The organism is Marinomonas mediterranea MMB-1 (genome assembly GCF_000192865.1).
GTDB classification, from domain to species: domain Bacteria; phylum Pseudomonadota; class Gammaproteobacteria; order Pseudomonadales; family Marinomonadaceae; genus Marinomonas; species Marinomonas mediterranea.
Genome location: NC_015276.1, coordinates 441,116 through 458,492, shown reverse-complemented (window position 1 = coordinate 458,492; position 17,377 = coordinate 441,116). Strand labels below are relative to the sequence as shown.

At 46.0% G+C, this 17,377-nt stretch carries 17 protein-coding genes; 11 read left to right on the top strand and 6 right to left on the bottom strand.

Features of this window, described 5'->3' with window-relative positions; translation table 11 throughout:
* Nucleotides 1–70: 70 nt before the first annotated feature.
* Nucleotides 71–1,348 (bottom strand): DEAD/DEAH box helicase, encoded by a 1,278-nt coding sequence (locus MARME_RS02210; RefSeq protein WP_013659643.1) that lies wholly within the window; start codon nt 1,346–1,348, stop codon nt 71–73.
* Nucleotides 1,349–1,824: 476 nt separating this feature from the next.
* Between MARME_RS02210 and MARME_RS02205 the strand changes: the two genes are divergently transcribed.
* Complete coding sequence (locus MARME_RS02205) at nt 1,825–2,808, top strand: carbohydrate porin (protein ID WP_013659642.1); 984 nt, start codon at nt 1,825–1,827, stop codon at nt 2,806–2,808.
* A 98-nt stretch (nt 2,809–2,906) separates the two neighbouring features.
* On the opposite strand, the gene MARME_RS02200 is transcribed toward MARME_RS02205, so the two are convergent.
* Complete coding sequence (locus MARME_RS02200) at nt 2,907–3,788, bottom strand: LysR family transcriptional regulator (protein ID WP_013659641.1); 882 nt, start codon at nt 3,786–3,788, stop codon at nt 2,907–2,909.
* A gap of 132 nt (nt 3,789–3,920) precedes the next feature.
* On the opposite strand from MARME_RS02200, the gene MARME_RS02195 reads away from it, so the two are divergent.
* From MARME_RS02195 to MARME_RS02185, 3 genes are all read left to right on the top strand, one after another.
* The gene (locus tag MARME_RS02195; RefSeq protein ID WP_013659640.1) at nt 3,921–4,628 is read left to right on the top strand and encodes a CoA transferase subunit A; all 708 of its coding nucleotides are present in this window, start codon (nt 3,921–3,923) and stop codon (nt 4,626–4,628) included.
* A gap of 1 nt (nt 4,629) precedes the next feature.
* Nucleotides 4,630–5,289: a CoA transferase subunit B gene (locus tag MARME_RS02190; protein ID WP_013659639.1), complete on the top strand. Its 660-nt coding sequence runs from the start codon at nt 4,630–4,632 to the stop codon at nt 5,287–5,289.
* Between the two features lie 118 nt (nt 5,290–5,407).
* Nucleotides 5,408–6,583 (top strand): acetyl-CoA C-acetyltransferase, encoded by a 1,176-nt coding sequence (locus MARME_RS02185; protein WP_013659638.1) that lies wholly within the window; start codon nt 5,408–5,410, stop codon nt 6,581–6,583.
* A 108-nt stretch (nt 6,584–6,691) separates the two neighbouring features.
* On the opposite strand, the gene MARME_RS02180 is transcribed toward MARME_RS02185, so the two are convergent.
* From MARME_RS02180 to MARME_RS02170, 3 genes are all read right to left on the bottom strand, one after another.
* The gene (locus tag MARME_RS02180) at nt 6,692–7,498 is read right to left on the bottom strand and encodes a cyclase family protein (RefSeq protein ID WP_013659637.1); all 807 of its coding nucleotides are present in this window, start codon (nt 7,496–7,498) and stop codon (nt 6,692–6,694) included.
* Nucleotides 7,491–8,480 (bottom strand): fumarylacetoacetate hydrolase family protein, encoded by a 990-nt coding sequence (locus MARME_RS02175; RefSeq protein ID WP_013659636.1) that lies wholly within the window; start codon nt 8,478–8,480, stop codon nt 7,491–7,493. The genes MARME_RS02180 and MARME_RS02175 overlap by 8 nt, the downstream gene beginning before the upstream one ends.
* 179 nt (nt 8,481–8,659) lie before the next feature.
* Nucleotides 8,660–9,907 (bottom strand): MFS transporter, encoded by a 1,248-nt coding sequence (locus MARME_RS02170; RefSeq protein ID WP_013659635.1) that lies wholly within the window; start codon nt 9,905–9,907, stop codon nt 8,660–8,662.
* 252 nt (nt 9,908–10,159) lie between these two features.
* Between MARME_RS02170 and MARME_RS02165 the strand changes: the two genes are divergently transcribed.
* Nucleotides 10,160–11,059 carry a LysR family transcriptional regulator gene (locus tag MARME_RS02165; protein WP_013659633.1) on the top strand — a complete coding sequence of 300 codons (900 nt, stop codon included), beginning with the start codon at nt 10,160–10,162 and terminating at the stop codon, nt 11,057–11,059.
* A 124-nt stretch (nt 11,060–11,183) separates the two neighbouring features.
* Here MARME_RS02165 and MARME_RS02160 read toward each other — a convergent pair whose 3' ends face one another.
* Nucleotides 11,184–12,341, bottom strand: a complete 1,158-nt coding sequence (locus MARME_RS02160; RefSeq protein WP_013659632.1) for a porin — start codon at nt 12,339–12,341, stop codon at nt 11,184–11,186.
* Nucleotides 12,342–12,783: 442 nt separating this feature from the next.
* On the opposite strand from MARME_RS02160, the gene MARME_RS02155 reads away from it, so the two are divergent.
* The 6 genes from MARME_RS02155 (at nt 12,784) to MARME_RS02130 (ending at nt 17,298) form a co-directional block, all read left to right on the top strand.
* The gene (locus MARME_RS02155) at nt 12,784–13,155 is read left to right on the top strand and encodes a response regulator transcription factor (RefSeq protein ID WP_013659631.1); all 372 of its coding nucleotides are present in this window, start codon (nt 12,784–12,786) and stop codon (nt 13,153–13,155) included.
* Nucleotides 13,156–13,177: 22 nt separating this feature from the next.
* Entirely contained in the window at nt 13,178–14,023 is an 846-nt protein-coding gene (locus MARME_RS21275) for a hypothetical protein (RefSeq protein WP_013659630.1), read from the top strand.
* Nucleotides 14,024–14,257: 234 nt separating this feature from the next.
* The gene (locus MARME_RS02145) at nt 14,258–14,674 is read left to right on the top strand and encodes a CesT family type III secretion system chaperone (RefSeq protein WP_013659629.1); all 417 of its coding nucleotides are present in this window, start codon (nt 14,258–14,260) and stop codon (nt 14,672–14,674) included.
* A 97-nt stretch (nt 14,675–14,771) separates the two neighbouring features.
* Nucleotides 14,772–15,686 carry an NAD--arginine ADP-ribosyltransferase ART gene (locus MARME_RS02140; RefSeq protein WP_013659628.1) on the top strand — a complete coding sequence of 305 codons (915 nt, stop codon included), beginning with the start codon at nt 14,772–14,774 and terminating at the stop codon, nt 15,684–15,686.
* A gap of 18 nt (nt 15,687–15,704) precedes the next feature.
* The gene (locus MARME_RS21270) at nt 15,705–16,127 is read left to right on the top strand and encodes a CesT family type III secretion system chaperone (protein WP_013659627.1); all 423 of its coding nucleotides are present in this window, start codon (nt 15,705–15,707) and stop codon (nt 16,125–16,127) included.
* A gap of 1 nt (nt 16,128) precedes the next feature.
* Nucleotides 16,129–17,298, top strand: a complete 1,170-nt coding sequence (locus MARME_RS02130; protein WP_013659626.1) for a hypothetical protein — start codon at nt 16,129–16,131, stop codon at nt 17,296–17,298.
* Nucleotides 17,299–17,377 lie beyond the last annotated feature (79 nt).

Below are 17,377 nucleotides of genomic sequence, written 5' to 3'. Positions count from 1 at the left end.
ACATTTACAATCGCTACTCGTCACACTTAGGACTCTTTAACGAAGACTATTAAAGAGTCCTGATAACCGACTAACGCTGACCAGTCGGCTTATGACCTCTTGCCAGCTCTCCCGAACGCTGGCCATTATTATGGCGAGACGTACTTCGGCTTTTTGGCTTCTTTGGTTTTTTCGGTTTTTTTACTTTATCCGAAATTCTCGTCTCACGAACTTCGTTGACAGGTTTAAATCCTTCCAAGTAATCACGTGGAATCGGTTTACGAATCAAATTCTCAATATCAGATAACTGATCCGCTTCATCCTCGCTCACCAAAGAGATCGCTTCACCCGTTGCACCCGCGCGGCCAGTTCGGCCAATTCGATGCACATAGTCCGCTGGAACATTGGGTAAATCAAAATTAACAACATGTGGAAGCTGGTCAATATCGATACCACGAGCGGCAATGTCTGTGGCCACCAGCACTCTGATTTCGCCAGACTTAAAGCCAGCTAACGCCTTTGTTCTGGCGCCTTGGCTTTTGTTGCCATGAATCGCCGCCGCTTCAATGCCTGCTTTTTGGAACAGGGTCGCTAATCGGTTAGCGCCGTGCTTCGTACGAGAGAAAACCAACACTTGGCTTAAGTCGCGCGACTGTATCAAAAACTTTAACGCCGCACTTTTCTTCGACTTATCCACTGGGATAAGGCTCTGCCTGATCACCTCTACCGTGGTATTAGGTGGCGTAACAGAAACCTCAACAGCGTCTTTAACCACATTTTGCGCCAATTCTCGAATATCATCAGAAAACGTCGCAGAGAAAAGCAAAGTCTGACGTTCTTTAGGTAAGAGTTTCAGAATACGTTTAATATCGTGAATAAAACCCATGTCCAACATGCGGTCTGCTTCATCCAATACCAGAATTTCAAGCTGCTTAAATGAAATTGCATTTTGAGAGAACAGATCCAGCAATCGACCCGGTGTCGCAACGAGAACGTCAACGCCGCGTCTTAACTTCATCATTTGTGGGTTGATTTTAACGCCACCAAATACGACTTCAGCGCGAAGAGGCAAGTTCTGAGAATAGGCTGCCGCATTTTCGTGAACCTGTGCTGCAAGTTCTCGAGTCGGTGTTAATACCAAAGCCCTAACATTATTACTACGAGCCTTTTCGCCCTTAGATAGCAGCTCAAGTATTGGCAACGTAAACCCAGCGGTTTTACCCGTACCCGTTTGCGCCGCCGCCATAACGTCTTTCCCTTCTAAAACGGCGGGAATAGCCATGGCTTGTATTGGTGATGGTTCGGAATACCCTTGGGACTTAATAGCATCCAGAATAGGAGCAGATAGCCCCAAAGAAGAAAATGACATGAATTGGTCTCGATTCAGTAACAATTACGCATAAAAGCGGGTTCAGCTGAAAAGGAGTATTACGACAAGCCAATTCCACACTGAAGAAGACGCGAAGAATACAGCAATAGGAGGCGTATCGCGACTCTAATCTTTTGAACAAAGAGAAAGCGTTTTATTCAACCTTGAGCAAGAAGATTAGAAGATAACAAGCAAGAATCAGCAAAATAAAAAAGAACAAAAAATGGAAATGCACGAAATGTAGTAATTTTACTCCAACTTATATATTACTTATTCCTATAGAAAGAGGAGAAAGTCCAAAAAATAGACAATAAGTTAAGGGATTAATAAGAAAACAGCCCAAATTAAGCAAAAAATAAGAAAGAAATACCATTGTCTTCATGTCTTATATTGAAATATTGTTACCTAATCGAAAGATTATTTCCTGAAAATACTTTCGAGGAACAATAAAAATAAAATATAAAAGGTAATAGAAAATGAAGAAAACCTCCCTATACGTTGCCGTTGTCTCGGGACTAATTGCTATGAATAGCGCCTACGCTAGCCCATCATTTGACGCAGACTTCGAGATAAACACAGACATTAAAAATCAAAGTGGCAGCAATGATTCAAGCGTTAACGGCACGACATACGATCAAAACGGTCGAGTAGCGCTCAACATAGCCTCAGAACATACATCCGGTGATAATTTTATAAAGTCTAAGGGAACCTTGCTTGTTTCTACGGATGGCTCCACAGGCATCGACGATGCATTTATTCAATTAGGCAATGACTCCTTTGACGCTCAATTTGGTCGATTCGAGGCCATCAACCTATTCCCACTCGGCAAAGATACCATTGTCGAACATGCTGGTGGCGTTACAGTCTATCAAGGAAACAAAGTAAGAGGTCGTGCCGGTGACGATGGCGGTCAGATTGCCCTAAACATTAAATCTAGCGACGCTCTGTCTTTCCAACTCGCTACGATATATGGCGATGATGACGCTAACGGCGACGACAACACAGCCTTTTCAGGTATCCGCCCGACAGTGACTTACGCAACCGATGGCATGTCTATTTCAGCCGGCTTCGAACAAATAAAGTACGATGGTACATCCTCAACTAACGATGTCAGCCAGTCCGGTTTTTCCATAACAGCCAATTTCGATGTGGGTGGCGCAAACATCAACCTATCAGCTGCAAAAATGGAAGATGACGAAAGCAAACAAGAAGTCATGTCATGGGCTGCAAATATGACAAGCGGAGATTTTGGTGTTGGCATCATTTCCTCTAATGAAGACAATGCCACTGGTGATGACCCGAGCGTTCTTACAACATACGCAGCTTATACAATGCCGCTGCTAGATATCGACGCGGCGTCCATGACGTTAGCAGCTTCGTACTCTAAAGCAGACAAAGTTGCCGCTACGACAAACGACGAGACAATCGCAACCCGACTACGCTTTAATTACGCGTTTTAACGGGTAGCCTCAGGAAGCCGTGCATAATATCTTCCCCTTTTATTATTGCATCGCTTCCACACTCTAACAAAGGGGAAATGGCCTCAAACATAGCCACCTTATCGATACGTCTTCCTCAACACATCCAGCATAGCTGTCGCCGCGACAGAAAGGCTGGATCGAGACTTACACACCACCCCAACATGACGACTGACAATAGGGCCAGAAATCTGCTTACAAACCACACCTTGTTCCTCTGCTTGTTGTCGACACAATGCAGGCACCACGGCGACGCCCAACCCTTCGCTCACCATTCGTCCAACGGTGGCAAGCTGGTGAGCATCAAAGGCAACCGTAAAATCGATATTCACTTCTTTTAACGCATTTTCGATCATTGCTCTCACGCTAGAGGGGCGCTGTAGAGTAATAAAGTCGTATTTCAGTAATGCTTCCCAAGTTAAAGATGCATGCGCGTTTAACGCATGATTATTCGGTAAAATCGCGATAAACCTGTCTTCGAATAAAGGGAAGAAGTGTAATCCTTTCGTCTGATAAGGCTCAAACGCGATACCAAGTTCAACCTGACTGGCGCTCACCATTTCGACCACCGTGTCTGACAGAACATCGTCGATCGCTACTTGAATATTTGGAAACGAGTCGTGGTAGTTTTTGATCGCCTTTGGCAACAAAGACGCTGCAAAAGAAGGCATCGCGGCGATGCTGATTTTCCCCTTTTGCAAAGCAAACCTTTGACGAATTTCTTCTTCTGAATTTTGCCAATCATTTAATAGACGCTTGGCTATGGGTACGAGCGCGTTACCTTCTGGCGTCAAGGCAATGGTTCGTGTTGTGCGCTCAAACAACTTTCCACCGAGCGATTCTTCTAAGCTCTTTATCGACAAGCTTAACGCGGGTTGAGAGAGGCTGAGCTGATTTGCCGCGCTGGCAAAACTCATGGACTCCGCAACCGCTAGAAACACTTTCATTTGTTTGACGTTCATAAGCGATCTAGCTCCGCACCATTATTTTGAATTTCTTATTAATAAATAGATATTACAAAATTAACTTATCAATCTACTTAGATCAAACTAAAGCCATAAACACAAAGAATAAAAACATTGAGGACAGTAACTATGGCTGGTTTTAATAAAGTCGTGCGCTCCTATGAAGACGCTCTGAAAGGCCTAGAAGATGGCATGACCGTTCTAGCAGGCGGTTTTGGGTTGTGCGGCATACCTGAAAACCTTATCGCAGAAATCCAACGAAAAGGCACGCGCGGGCTCACCGTGGTTTCCAACAATTGTGGTGTAGACGGCTTTGGCTTAGGCCTGCTACTGGAAAAGAAGCAAATTAAGAAAATGGTGTCGTCCTACGTCGGCGAAAACGCGCTGTTTGAACAACAACTCTTATCTGGTGAGTTAGAAGTAGAGCTCACACCTCAAGGCACACTTGCCGAAAAAATGCGCGCTGGCGGCGCTGGCATCCCGGCGTTCTTCACCGCCACAGGCGTTGGCACTCCCGTGGCCGAAGGCAAAGAAATTCGCGTATTTAATGGCAAAGAGTACCTAATGGAAACAGCCATTAAGGGCGATTTCGCTATTGTTAAGGGCTGGAAAGCGGACAAGTATGGCAATGTAATGTATCGCCATACCGCGCAAAACTTTAACCCGCTAGCGGCAACCGCAGGTGTCGTAACCGTCGTCGAAGTCGAAGAGTTAGTTGAAGTCGGTGAATTGGAGCCGTCTCAAATACACACCCCCGGTATCTATGTTGACCGCGTTATCCAAGGCACGTTTGAAAAGCGCATCGAACAGAAAACAATAAAAAGCAGTGAGGTCTAATATGGCACTTTCTAGAGAACAGATGGCGCAGCGAGTCGCTCAAGAGTTACAAGATGGGTATTACGTTAATCTCGGTATCGGCATCCCAACTCTTGTTGCCAACTACATCCCAGACGATATGGCAGTGATGTTGCAGTCGGAAAATGGCTTACTGGGCATGGGCGAGTTTCCCTCAGAAGAAACCCTTGATGCCGACATGATCAACGCCGGAAAACAAACCGTCACCGCTGTCGAAGGCGCGTCTATTTTCTCATCGGCGGATTCATTCGCCATGATTCGCGGCGGTCATGTAGATCTAACCGTACTAGGCGCGTTCGAAGTCGACGTTAACGGAAACATCGCGTCGTGGATGATTCCCAATAAACTGGTGAAAGGTATGGGCGGCGCTATGGATCTGGTCGCTGGCGCAGACAACATCATTGTTACGATGACCCACGCATCCAAAAGCGGCGAATCCAAGCTCCTTAGCCAATGTAGCTTGCCCTTAACAGGAAAAGGCTGTATCAAAAAAATATTGACGGACTTAGCTTGGCTTGAGATTCACGATGGTGCCTTTATTCTTAAAGAGCGCGCGCCGGGCGTCAGTATCGAGGAGATCCAACAAAAAACAGAAGGGACACTGATTATTCCAGAGCGAGTCCCTGAAATGCTTGTCGGTTAACACATGATAAAAGTAGAAAATAGCTTGTTAACATGAATCACACACTACCTGAGACCTTTGTACAAACGACATCGCGAACAAAGCTCTCTAACTATAACAATAATGAAGGAAGCCACATATGAAAGCAGTTATCGTCGCTGCGGCACGCTCCCCCATTGGCGCGTTTAACGGCGCGCTATCAACCCTAAGCGCCGTCGAGATTGGAACACAAGTACTGTCGGGGCTACTAAACCAAACTCCAGCCCTTAGAGCACATATTGATGAGGTGATTCTCGGTCAAGTGCTCAGTGCTGGCTGTGGACAAAACCCAGCTCGCCAAACAGCGTTACACGCAGGATTAGCTCAATCCGTTTCCGCAATGACCATCAATAAGGTCTGTGGCTCAGGCCTAAAAGCCGTCCAGCTCGCCGCCCAGTCAATACTCAACGGCGACGCAAAAATGGTGGTCGCTGGAGGACAAGAAAGCATGAGTCAGGCGGCACATGTTCTACCGAAAAGCCGCAATGGTAAAAAGATGGGGGATTGGACGCTATTAGACTCCATGGTCACCGACGGCCTGTGGGATGCGTTTAACGATTATCACATGGGACAAACCGCTGAAAACATCGCATCGAAGTGGAACATTACGCGTGAGGAACAAGACCGCTTTGCCGCTAAGTCTCAACAAAAAGCCGCTGCCGCACAAGCCGCAGGGCGTTTTATTGATGAGATCCTTCCTATTTCGATTCCTCAACGCAAAGGAGAGCCGCTAAACATCACGGAAGACGAGCAAATTCGTCCAGATTCCAATGAAGCGTCTCTTGGAAAACTGCGTGCGGCCTTTTCAAAAGACGGAACCGTGACCGCAGGCAACGCCTCCACTCTAAATGACGGTGCCGCAATGGTGGTCGTTACTTCCGACGAAGAAGCTCAACGATTAGAGCTCCCTATACTCGCAACGATAGAAGCTTCTGCAAGCGTGGGCGTAGCGCCAGAAATTATGGGCACTGGCCCCATTGCATCAAGCAACAAAGCATTGCAAAAAGCCCAATGGAACATCAATGATCTAGACTTAATCGAAGCAAACGAAGCATTTGCGGTTCAAGCGATGTGCGTTAACCAAGAGCTAGGGTTGGATCAAGACAAAGTCAACGTAAACGGTGGTGCCATTGCATTAGGCCATCCTATTGGTGCGTCTGGCTGTCGAATTCTCGTTTCATTGCTGCATGAAATGCGTAAAAGAGACGCTCAAAAAGGTCTCGCTACCTTGTGTGTCGGCGGTGGTATGGGAGTCTCGTTACTCGTATCGCGTTAATATTCCGACGTAAGCAAAAGAGAAAAAGAAAGAAGAAAGCATAGAAAAAAGAGCGGTCATCGACATGATGACTGCTCTTTTCACTTACCTCTACGGGCTTCTTCTCACTCACGTATTCATTATTGCAACTGCTCTTACAAATCCTGCAGACGCTTTTTCAATCTTGTAGGGGAAACAAGACACCAAAAAGCCATGGGCAGGTAATGCCTCAAGATTAGCGAGTTTTTCCATTTGCCCGTAGCCGATGTCCCTACCAGCTTTATGACCTTCCCAAACAATAGAAGGGTCTTTTTCTTCCTGAAACCGTTTAGCCGTATAACTAAAGGGCGCATCCCAACTCCACGCGTCAGTGCCAACCACGCGCACGCCCTGATCAAGTAAAAAAAGCGTGCCTTCTCGCCCAATGCCAACTCCCGCAGAGAGATATTCAGGCTCACCGTAAATCGCGCCCGCTCGTGTATTGACCAACACAATGTCCAACGGTTGAAGCTCATGTCCAATCCGCGCTAGCTCCTCTTGTATGTCTTTTGCACTAACAACATAACCATCGGGCAAATGACGGAAATCTAACTTCACACCGCGCTGAAAACACCACTCTAACGGGAGTTGATCGATCCCCCACGCAGGTTTGCCTCCATCGGTTGTCGACGCGTAATGCCATGGTGCGTCCATGTGTGTTCCACTGTGTGTTGTGATTTCAAGGTCTTCAGCCGCCCAACCTTCTGCATCAGGTAAATCTTCCGCTTTTAAACCTGGAAACATAGACAATAGACTGCCAAGACCTTCTTGATGATCCGTATACTTTATTTTTGGACGCAACGGTGGCGGATCAGTATGTGGATTGTTGTTTAGAGTGACAGAAAGGTCGATCACTTTATGCCCCGTCAATATGCCGTTTTTTAATGCATCAAACATTTACATTCTCCTGAACAATATATTGATCAATGGCACCGAAAACACTCCCGCCATCTGGTAAACAAGCCTCCATTCGAATGCGATCACCGAAAGACATAAACGGCGTTTTTGGTTTCCCTTCTTGAATCATGTCCAATGCACGCCTTTCAGCAATGCAAGATGAGCCTTTTCGCGTATCACGATTAGAAACCGTACCCGAGCCGACAATCGTGCCAGCACCGAGCTTGCGCGTCAGTGCGGCGTGGGCAATTAAATCCGAAAAAGAGAAGTTCATTTCTTCGCCATTTGCACTCCCAAACCACTCAGCGTTCCACTCAATGTTCAAAGGCAAACAAACACGCTCGTTCCTCCAGCCATCAACAAGTTCATCGGGGGTCACCGCAACAGGCGCAAAGCTCGTTGACGGTTTTGCCTGAAGAAACCCAAAACCAGCTTGGATTTCTCGTTGAATAAAGCCTCTTAAACTCACATCATTTAGCAACAAGATAAGCTTGATATGCTGAGCCGCGTCCGTTGACGAACACCCCATTGGCACATCATCTACCATCACAGCAAACTCGCCTTCAAAATCGATATTATGATCTTCGGTAGGCAGCCTAATATCGTCACGCGCGCCTAAGAAGTCATCCGCTGCACCTTGGTACATAAGCGGTATCGTTTCCATCTCCGCCTGAGGAGGTAAATTAAACGCCTTTTGCAATAACTCACCATGATTGAGAAACGCAGAGGCATCGCACCATTGATAAGAGCGAGGTAAGGGAGCCATTACAAGACTAGAATCGAACGCAAATGCTTGCTGGCAATTGCCGTCGTTTAAATCTTGATATAAGGCTTCCAGTGGTGCTTCCCATTGCGCCCACGTCTCCATTAAACATTGCATGGTGGGCACGTGATCAATAAGACTCACTGCACTATTAAGATCCCGTGAGACTAGTACTAACGAGCCATCACGATGTCCGTTTTTTAACGTCGCAAACTTCATAGTGAGTCCGCTCTCCTCAATTCATGTTGGATTGAAAAAATATTTTTAGATTTATCCATAAGTGAGCATTCACTTCCCCTATAACTAATTTAATTAAGGAAAAGAGGAAGTGTTTAGCAAAAAATTTAGCCGCTCACTCAGAGAGACTTAGATAAAAAACGAGTACTTAGGTTACAAAACTAGGCCGTTACCTTGTCCTCTTTTACCGAGGCATTCAGCTCTTCCGTTGCCTTCGAAACAGGAAGGAACAATGACAAGGCACTTGATACAAGCAGTAAACAAGACGCCACGATGAGCCACGATGAATAGCTTCCAGATGCATCGAACATACGGCCAGCAACATACGGTCCTACGGCACCGCCGACTAAGAACACCGCATAGATCACACCATAGACAATGCCGTATATTTGACGCGCAAATAGGCGACCAATTAGGAAGGCAATCAAATCCACCTCAGCACCGATCGCAAGCCCGGTAATGACCGCACCCAATTTCGCGTACTGCGGCCCACCTAAGCCCAGCGTCAAAAATCCAACGCTGGCGACTAGGAATAAACCTGCTGTGATATACGCCGCTGAGAAGCGGTCTAACAGGAAACCGACAATCAAACGGCCGACAATAACCGAGATACCAATCAAGGACGCCACCGCTCCGGCTTGTGGTGGCGTCAAGCCACTGTCAGTAAGCATGGAGAAAAAGTGTGCCACCGTCCCCAACACAGCCAGAGCCGTGAGAAGGAAGATGGCACAAAGGTGGTAAAAACGACCATTACTTAGGAAACTCGATGCCACAGGGCTTGAATTCGATGTTGATGACGGTTCCGATTTATCTGTGTTGACTTCGGTGTCTCTAGCGCCCATCAAAAGTACGCCAATGACAGGAATACACACAGCAACCACGACACCTAAAGCGTAGTAGCCCGCTCTCCAGCCGTGTTCCGCGATATAAGGTGCTAATAGATCGGGAAGTAACATGGCGCCAACGCCAGTTCCCGTCAGAATAATACCGAGTGCCTTACCGCGGTTTGCGCGAAATGCCACAACCACCAAGCGAGTAAACGGCAGCGGCGTCGAACCCGCCGTGATCATAGACATTAAACCAATCAGAATCAGGTACGTACTGAGGTCTTGCGTAAATGCACCCAACGCGAAGAAAGACCCAGACAACAGCGCTAGTGACACCAAGCACACCTTCACGCTACCAAAGCGATCCACCAACCACCCTGTCGGGATGACCATTGCAGCGGCGCATAAAGTGCCAATTAACGCCCCGAGAGAGGAATCCGCACGAGTCCATCCGAACTCAGCGGCAAGCGGCTTCATAAAGATGCCAATGGAATAGAAGTATATTGAGCTAACGCCAACCGCAATGCCTATAAACGAGGCAAGCAATACACGCCAATTTTGTGTAAATTCAGAAGTACTCATGCAGCACCTCCAACAACACGTTGACGAACAGGGTGCAAGGCACTATTGATCTCTATTAGATCATGAGAACCCAGCTGCATTTTCATTAGAAAAGAATATTGCATATCTCTTTTTCCTATTTATTTTTGTTATAAATCGATATCCAATTTCGATAATAGGTGACTAGAATGTATTAAAAAAATCGTATTTCACGATACGAGGCATTTAGATTTTCTGATACCAATAAAAATAAGACACAAATCTAGGACCCTTATGAGATTTCACCATTTAGACCTTAATTTACTGGTTGCACTGGATGCAATATTAACGGAAAAAAACGTCACCCGTGCTGCGGACAAGCTCTGTATCAGCCAATCGGCGGCCAGTGGTTTACTCGCTCGACTCAGAGAGTTTTTTGACGACGATTTACTATTGCAGTCAGGCCGTCAGATGGTGGCAACGCCGTTTGCGTTAACACTTGAAGAGCCGGTTAAAAGAGTACTGCTAGACATCCAAACCAACATTGTTAGTGGTAAGAGTTTCTCCCCAGAAGAGTCCAATCGCCACTTCAGATTTATGGCGTCTGATTATGTGACTACTGTTTTTTTGGCGGATGTATTTCATAAGCTTAGCAGCCTCGCACCGAATATGACCTTCGATGTTTTACAGACAACCAATCACTACGACGAAGCGCTAACACGCGGAGAAATCGACTTTTTGATACAACCTAATGCCTATATGAATGAGCATCATCCGCACGAACTGCTTTTCGACGACCAATACGTCTGCGTCGTATGCGAAAATAATACAAAGGTTGGCAATTCAATCAGCATCGAAAAATATCTAGAACTCGGACATGTCGTCATTAACCTTGGAGAAAACAGAGCGCCGAGCTTTGAAGAGTCCTTCGCTCAAAAATTCGGGAAAGAGCGGCATATAGAAGTATCAACGAGCAATTTCAATACACTGCCACACCTACTAATAGGGACAAATCGTATTGCTGTAATGCAGTCACGCCTTGCTCACCTCTATTTACCGACTTTGCCCATCAAAATCCTCGACACGCCAGAATCCATTCCCGCTTTAACAGAACACATTCAATGGAATAAAGTGATGGATAATGATCCAGCGCACCGCTGGTTAAGAGAAGTTTGCTTGAAGACAATGCAGTAACTCTTTTAACTTGTGACTTGTGACTTGTGACCTAAAAAGTACGACTGACGACCTAAAAAAGCCAATTGGATACACGATCACCGCACAAACAACGCTCTCTAAAACGCTGTTTGTGCGGACGTATTTAGAACTTGTAACTCACGCCCGTGCCATAACTGATGCCGCTTTTCTGATCCGTCACCTTATCTTGCATCAATCGCGTAAACCACACAGCCTGCTTCGACAGGTTATGGTCGTAGCCCAATGTCAGTGTTTCACGTTCAAGATCTTTCGCCCAACTGCGCTCCATGGTGGTGCTCGCAAAAGACGCCTTAAACGCGCCGTTTCCAACTGGCGCTGAAGCACCAAGTTGAACAGTGTTTAAACTGTAATCCTGATCCGTACTTAAGCGCGTTCCTTCCACCTCTGTTTTACTCACTTGTCCGTAGAGTTTTACCGACTTGAAGTCATACCAACTACCTAGCTGATAAACGCTAAAGTCTTGCGCGGTAAAAGGAGGCGTAGAGCCAGCGATACTGGTAAAGCCTAGTGGGTAAGTCAATGTCGCACCACTGATTTTTTCAGCCGTCGCCATAATCGCAAATGGGAAGCCCATCATAGAGACACTGGCTCCAACACGTTCACCCGTTGTGCCTCCTTCGTCTGGCGCAGCCATAACCCCGATACTGACTTTGCCTAATTTAGGTAACGTGTAATTTATGGCGTTGTTCCATGAACTGTCTGTTGCACCGGACCCTGTAGCCATCGGCTGCGCAGGGCTTCCCACGTAGCTGTGCATAAAACTCGGACTATAAGCACTTGAATTAAAAAATGGATTAAACACAACAGTGTTAATGAAATTGAGCGAGGTTACTCGGCCCGCTTTAACCGTACCAAAGTCGCCTTCCAATCCACCCCAAGCAAACCGACTGTACAACCCTTCGTTGTTGATGCCCCTCGTTGACTCGCCTTTGTCAAATTGAATAAAGCTCGCAACTTCCGCTTTTGCCGTCAGGCTGTCGGTGATTTTCGCCTCGCCTTTCAAGCCAAAGTAAGACGTCGTCATCATATTCGAGTCCACTTGAAGCTCACTATCCTGACTGCTTAACGCTCGTGATTGAACCCCTAAATTAATCAAACCAAAATACGATAACTTACCGTTTTCGTCAGAATACAGCTCGCCAGCTTGCGCCACGCCAGACACCGCTAATGCGCCGATGACGGGAGCAAGTTTCATTTTTTTGGAAATCGATCGGGAAACAGACAGGCACGTAGGACGTGATAATGACATTGCATTTTTCATATAACGCTCCAACTTTATTATTTTTTTTGGATTATGTTTGAAGAGTTAAACGTTATCTATGTGACTAAAATAAGGAAAATCAATTATCACGATATAAGTCATATAGTTTTTTGAATATATATTTTTTTAGATATCTTTTTTCGAGCTCCTGCCAGAAACACACAACATGGCAGGATAAGCAGCAATGGTAGACATCAATAAGCCACTCTGTTTTTCCTTTACGAGATCTTACTAACACCTTCTATTTATTAAGTTTTTGTATCTTTGTGTTCTTCTCTGTTTGAGTTTTTCTGCCTATTTGTAGGCTGCATTGACTCTCATCTCAAATCAGACCTTAATCAAGATTAACTCAGTACGCGCTATCTTATTTTCTTGATTTAAGGCCCTTCCTTCCTGCAACGAAAATCAGCGTCAATCACATAAAATTTTGGGAGTAATACACGTGTCTAAAGTAAAGATTTTAGTTGTAGATGATTCAATATCATTGCGAACAATCTCGAAGAAAATTCTGTCGGGGCAAGACGATTTTAACGTTATTGGCGAAGCCGCCGATGGCGCTCAGGCACTCGAACTTCTCAAAACCGTAGAGCCCGATGTCATCATACTCGACTTAGTCATGCCCATTATGGATGGTAAAGAAACTCTCTCTAAAATCATGGAGCGCGGCCACAAAGCCAAAGTCGTGATCGCAAGCTCAGTAGGAGGTGAAGACTCCGTAGAAGAATGCCTCAAGTTAGGCGCAACCAGTTATGTTCAGAAGCCGTACGAACATGAAGACCTAGTAAGAGTGGTGCGATTAGCAAACGCCAGCTAACCCTAGCAGGAGAAATTTGAAAATGAATACAAAGTTTTTTGGTCAGTTCCTACTTGAAAAAGGCATCATCAATAGAGAACAGCTTTTGGAAGCGCTCGACGCGCAGCGAAAATCAGCGCCGCTATTAGGCGATATCGCCATTGAAAAAGAATGGATCACAGCACAGCAGGCAGCACGTATCAATACGGAACAACGCCGCCAAGACAAACGGTTCGGAGAGATTGCCATTAGTCTTGCATTATTGGACGACAGCCAAATCGGCGTATTGCTAAGCGAACAAAAGTTCCGCCGCCAGTATTTCGGGGAAATCTTGGCGGAACTGGGGTACATAAGTCGAGACGATTTAGACACTCAATTAGTCAAACATCGCCAGTACAACAATGAGTTCGCGGCACACATTGATACATCATTCGAAGATTCCGCGCTAGGCACTAAAGCCCGTGCGGTCAGCGAGCTGTTTTCGCGTTTTTATCAACGTATGATGAAAACAAGTATCTCGATTACCGATGTCTTCAATACATTACCAGAGAATAAGCAAGGTGATTTATTTTGGACTCAAACCATCCAATCGGATAAAACCTATCATTTGACGTTAAGCTTAAATAAAGAGCATGCCTGTTTAATTGCATCCAATTTTTTAGACATAACAATAGACGAGCTGGATGAACTGAGCATCGACGCCGTTTGCGAGTTTTTGAATACATTCTTAGGACACGCGTACATCAAAATTAGCAACGACACCATGCCCAAAATTCAACCGCCTCAACATCACGCAGCCCTTACCAACATGCCGATTAGTGTATGCACAACCTTGATGTTCGATAGCGGAAAATTCGCCATTGGCGTGTCTATCTCGATTGCCGAATAAGCCTAAAGACGAAAAACATCAACGTTTTCAAATGGCGTTTAAGTGCTCGCTAAGCCAAAGAGCACTTAAACGCCAACAGTCTATAGGTCTGTTTCAGCTCGTAGCCAGTCAACAACCAACATTTCAATAATTAACATTTAAATGACCGATGAGAAATTGAAATCGTGTTTGCATGCAACTAATTCCCTAGAACGACCACCTACCTTTCAATAGTCATTTAGTAAGGTAGGCAAAATGTCCATTCTCACTCAAGAACTGACCAGTACACTGGCAAATACTTCGTGCACGCAAGAGCAAATAGCAACCTTAATCCAGCAAGGTTTTTCTCAGCTGATCCGCAATGAGGATCAAACACTGGATATTGTGTATTCTCAAGCGTCACATGCTTTATGCTGCTTATACCCATTAATCAGCATTGACCCTCTGGTCGATACGCACCTTTTCGAGTTTGCCTTACAACTCAACCTACTGCCCAGCTTTAACCTAGCGGCGGGCATCGCGTACGACCCCTCGCAGAAGCTATTGTATTTGCAGTATCTCTACCAAATTCAAAACGCTCCTATTTCATTAGATGACAGCCTGACAGAACTAGATACCTTAGCGTTTCAAGTAAAGTCAGCCTTAAAGCAGCAGCAATCTAGCATGCATTGAGCAGCTTTTATCAGCCTGCTCGCCATAGCTTGCTCATACAAGTCGACCCCCCCCCGAATAACGGCCACCTTAATTATTGATAAAAGGGACCTAAATTATGCCATTGAACAACATCAATACGTCTTTTTCACATCTCAAACTGGAAATAGACACGACGTCGCATGCATCAAGCTCAAACACTCATGCTGATACAAGCAAAAGCAAATCCATGGCATCGATGTCGAAATTCTTGAACTGTTTTGCGCCAATGAACAGCACAGATAGCCCAAAGACGCCCCATTCACCGTCGACACCAGAAACGCCCGAGACACCCACAACACCTGACTACGTTGCAATGATTGGTAAAAAGCGCATACAAAACAGTGATATGAAGCGCTCGCTTGCCCAGCTAATCGACCGTTTCAATAGCTCGGACGATCCGTATAAAAGCACCGCACCGAAACCGGCAGAATTCACCATTGCTCGCTCTCTAGAGAAAAAAGACCGGTCTCTGTTCGCCCACAATGCACTCTCCGACGATGAGTTTTTGGGGCTAAACCTTTACACCTCTGCCCTGTATCGACCCATTAATCAGCACCTCAGATACGAAGCAAAAGCGGACACCGCGCCCGTTGTTGATGCCATGATCAGTGGGATGAACAAACTCGCAAAAATCCCCGATTATCGAGTCGACCAAACCGTCTATCGCGGCATAGAAAAACGAATGACGGACCAAGAAGTTCAACAGCGCTTTCAGCAGTACAGCATCTATTCCGACAGCGCGTTCATTAGCTCATCACTGGACGAAGCCGAAGCGGCTGAATTCATCGGCCCTGTTCAACTTCAAATAACGCCTGTTACGGCAATCAAAGCAGAGGAATTTTCCGACTGGCCAGATGAAAACGAAGCGATTTTCAAACCCAACACCCAATTTTTTGTTGACGACGTAACGAAAGACGACAATGGAAAAACTTGGCGAGTCAAACTGACAGAAGTCGACGACGTCATTGCGGACTTTGTAAAGAATAGATAGACAAAACGGATACGATCTATGACACAACCTACCTTGCTACTCCTAAAATCACAGCTTCAGACATTAGCGTTGGAAACCGAACACATTGCGCAAATCCTCCGTGATGGTTACCTACTGCTAGAACGAGAGGCTCTGCCTGTTATTCTCATAACAGTCACAGAAAACAAACAACAACTTCACCTTACCAGCGCACTCATGACACTGGAAAAAGACACCTCGCCGACCTTGTTTGCTCATGCGTTGCATCTGAATTTCTTACCGCAACACACCTTCTCTGCAAACATTGGCTTTGATGCTGAAAACGACCAACTGTGCCTTCGCTATTGCCACACGTTAACCAACGAGCAATACGCACTGAACAACACCCTCAACAATTTCAGTCATCTCGCCGCAAAGATCTCGTTATCGTTGCAGCAGTTTAGAGGCACGCTTCGCAGCTAATATGGTGAATATATCGACCTCTCATTCCCAGTCCATAGCTCAGTTATCGCCGTTATCGCAGGAAAAAACTGACAACGAAGCGGTATCAAAAAGCCAAACTTCCTCAAAAAACCAAACAAATACGCTCCAAAAGAATGAAAAAATCGAAGCCGCATTAGGCGATTACATCGCCAATCACCCCGCAGCAAAAGCGACGATGAATGCACTCGTAAATGGCGCTGTAAAGACGTTCACCAAAGCGCACGGTGAACACAAAGGCTGGGCAGAAGTGATGCAGGCAGCAGCGCGACCAGGAGACAGCAACCGCAACGGTAACGGTGTGCTATCCGCGCGATTTGATGTTATTGGCAGCGTCGGTTGGAATGGCCCAGCCATAAAATCAACACTAAAATCGGGCAGTCTGCGAGAACAAGGAACCCTATTCTTAAACTTGATTTTGAGCAAAAACTTCCAGAGCTTACTAAAAAACAGCGCCTCCAATGAATCATTAAAACCCGCGCTTGCCGAGACTTTCAACACAAAACTGGCACACGAAAAACAGGATAGCCTATTTAAAATGACGGGGTGGGCAGCGCAAACAAATCACTCTAGAGAACAAGTCGCAAAAGCACACTTAGCGCCAGCTGGTGCCCTTATATCAGAAGGCAAAATTAGCCAGCGCGAACTTGCCTTCCATCGACATAACGCCGTAAACCAAAGCGGAAATCAAGATAAAGTTGGCTTTAACATCCCCCCACCAAGTACCGATGAACTAAAGGTCTTGAGAGGCTATGGGAAAGACATCTGGAAAATCAAACCAGACAGTGACTTTGCCCAAAAAGCAGACCAGCATCAAAAACCTGTGATAGCTGGGCCATCAGGAAGTGCGGCGCGCTTTATGGCCGTCGCCAAGCTACTAGAACCTCATTGTCAGGCACAATTGGGGGTTTCAGATGAACGCTCATTAACGGAATTGACCCGCTTTGCGTGCTACGCCTACTTCCTCCAAGACAGCCACCACAGCATGCTCGAAATAAACTTAGGCGCTGCCGAGCAAGGCCTAGACGAACAGTGGGATGATTCACTCTACAACGAAATGTTTAGCCAACCAATTCAAGGTAAGGGCTTCGAGGTAAACACAGACATGTTGAGCGCGGTGGTGAATGATCTAAACAAGGGAGACCGACAATAGACAATCGCCAAGTACGAGCATCACTCACTATTCAATCGGCTATTCGACACTCTACTCACAGCCTGCTCGACGACTTATT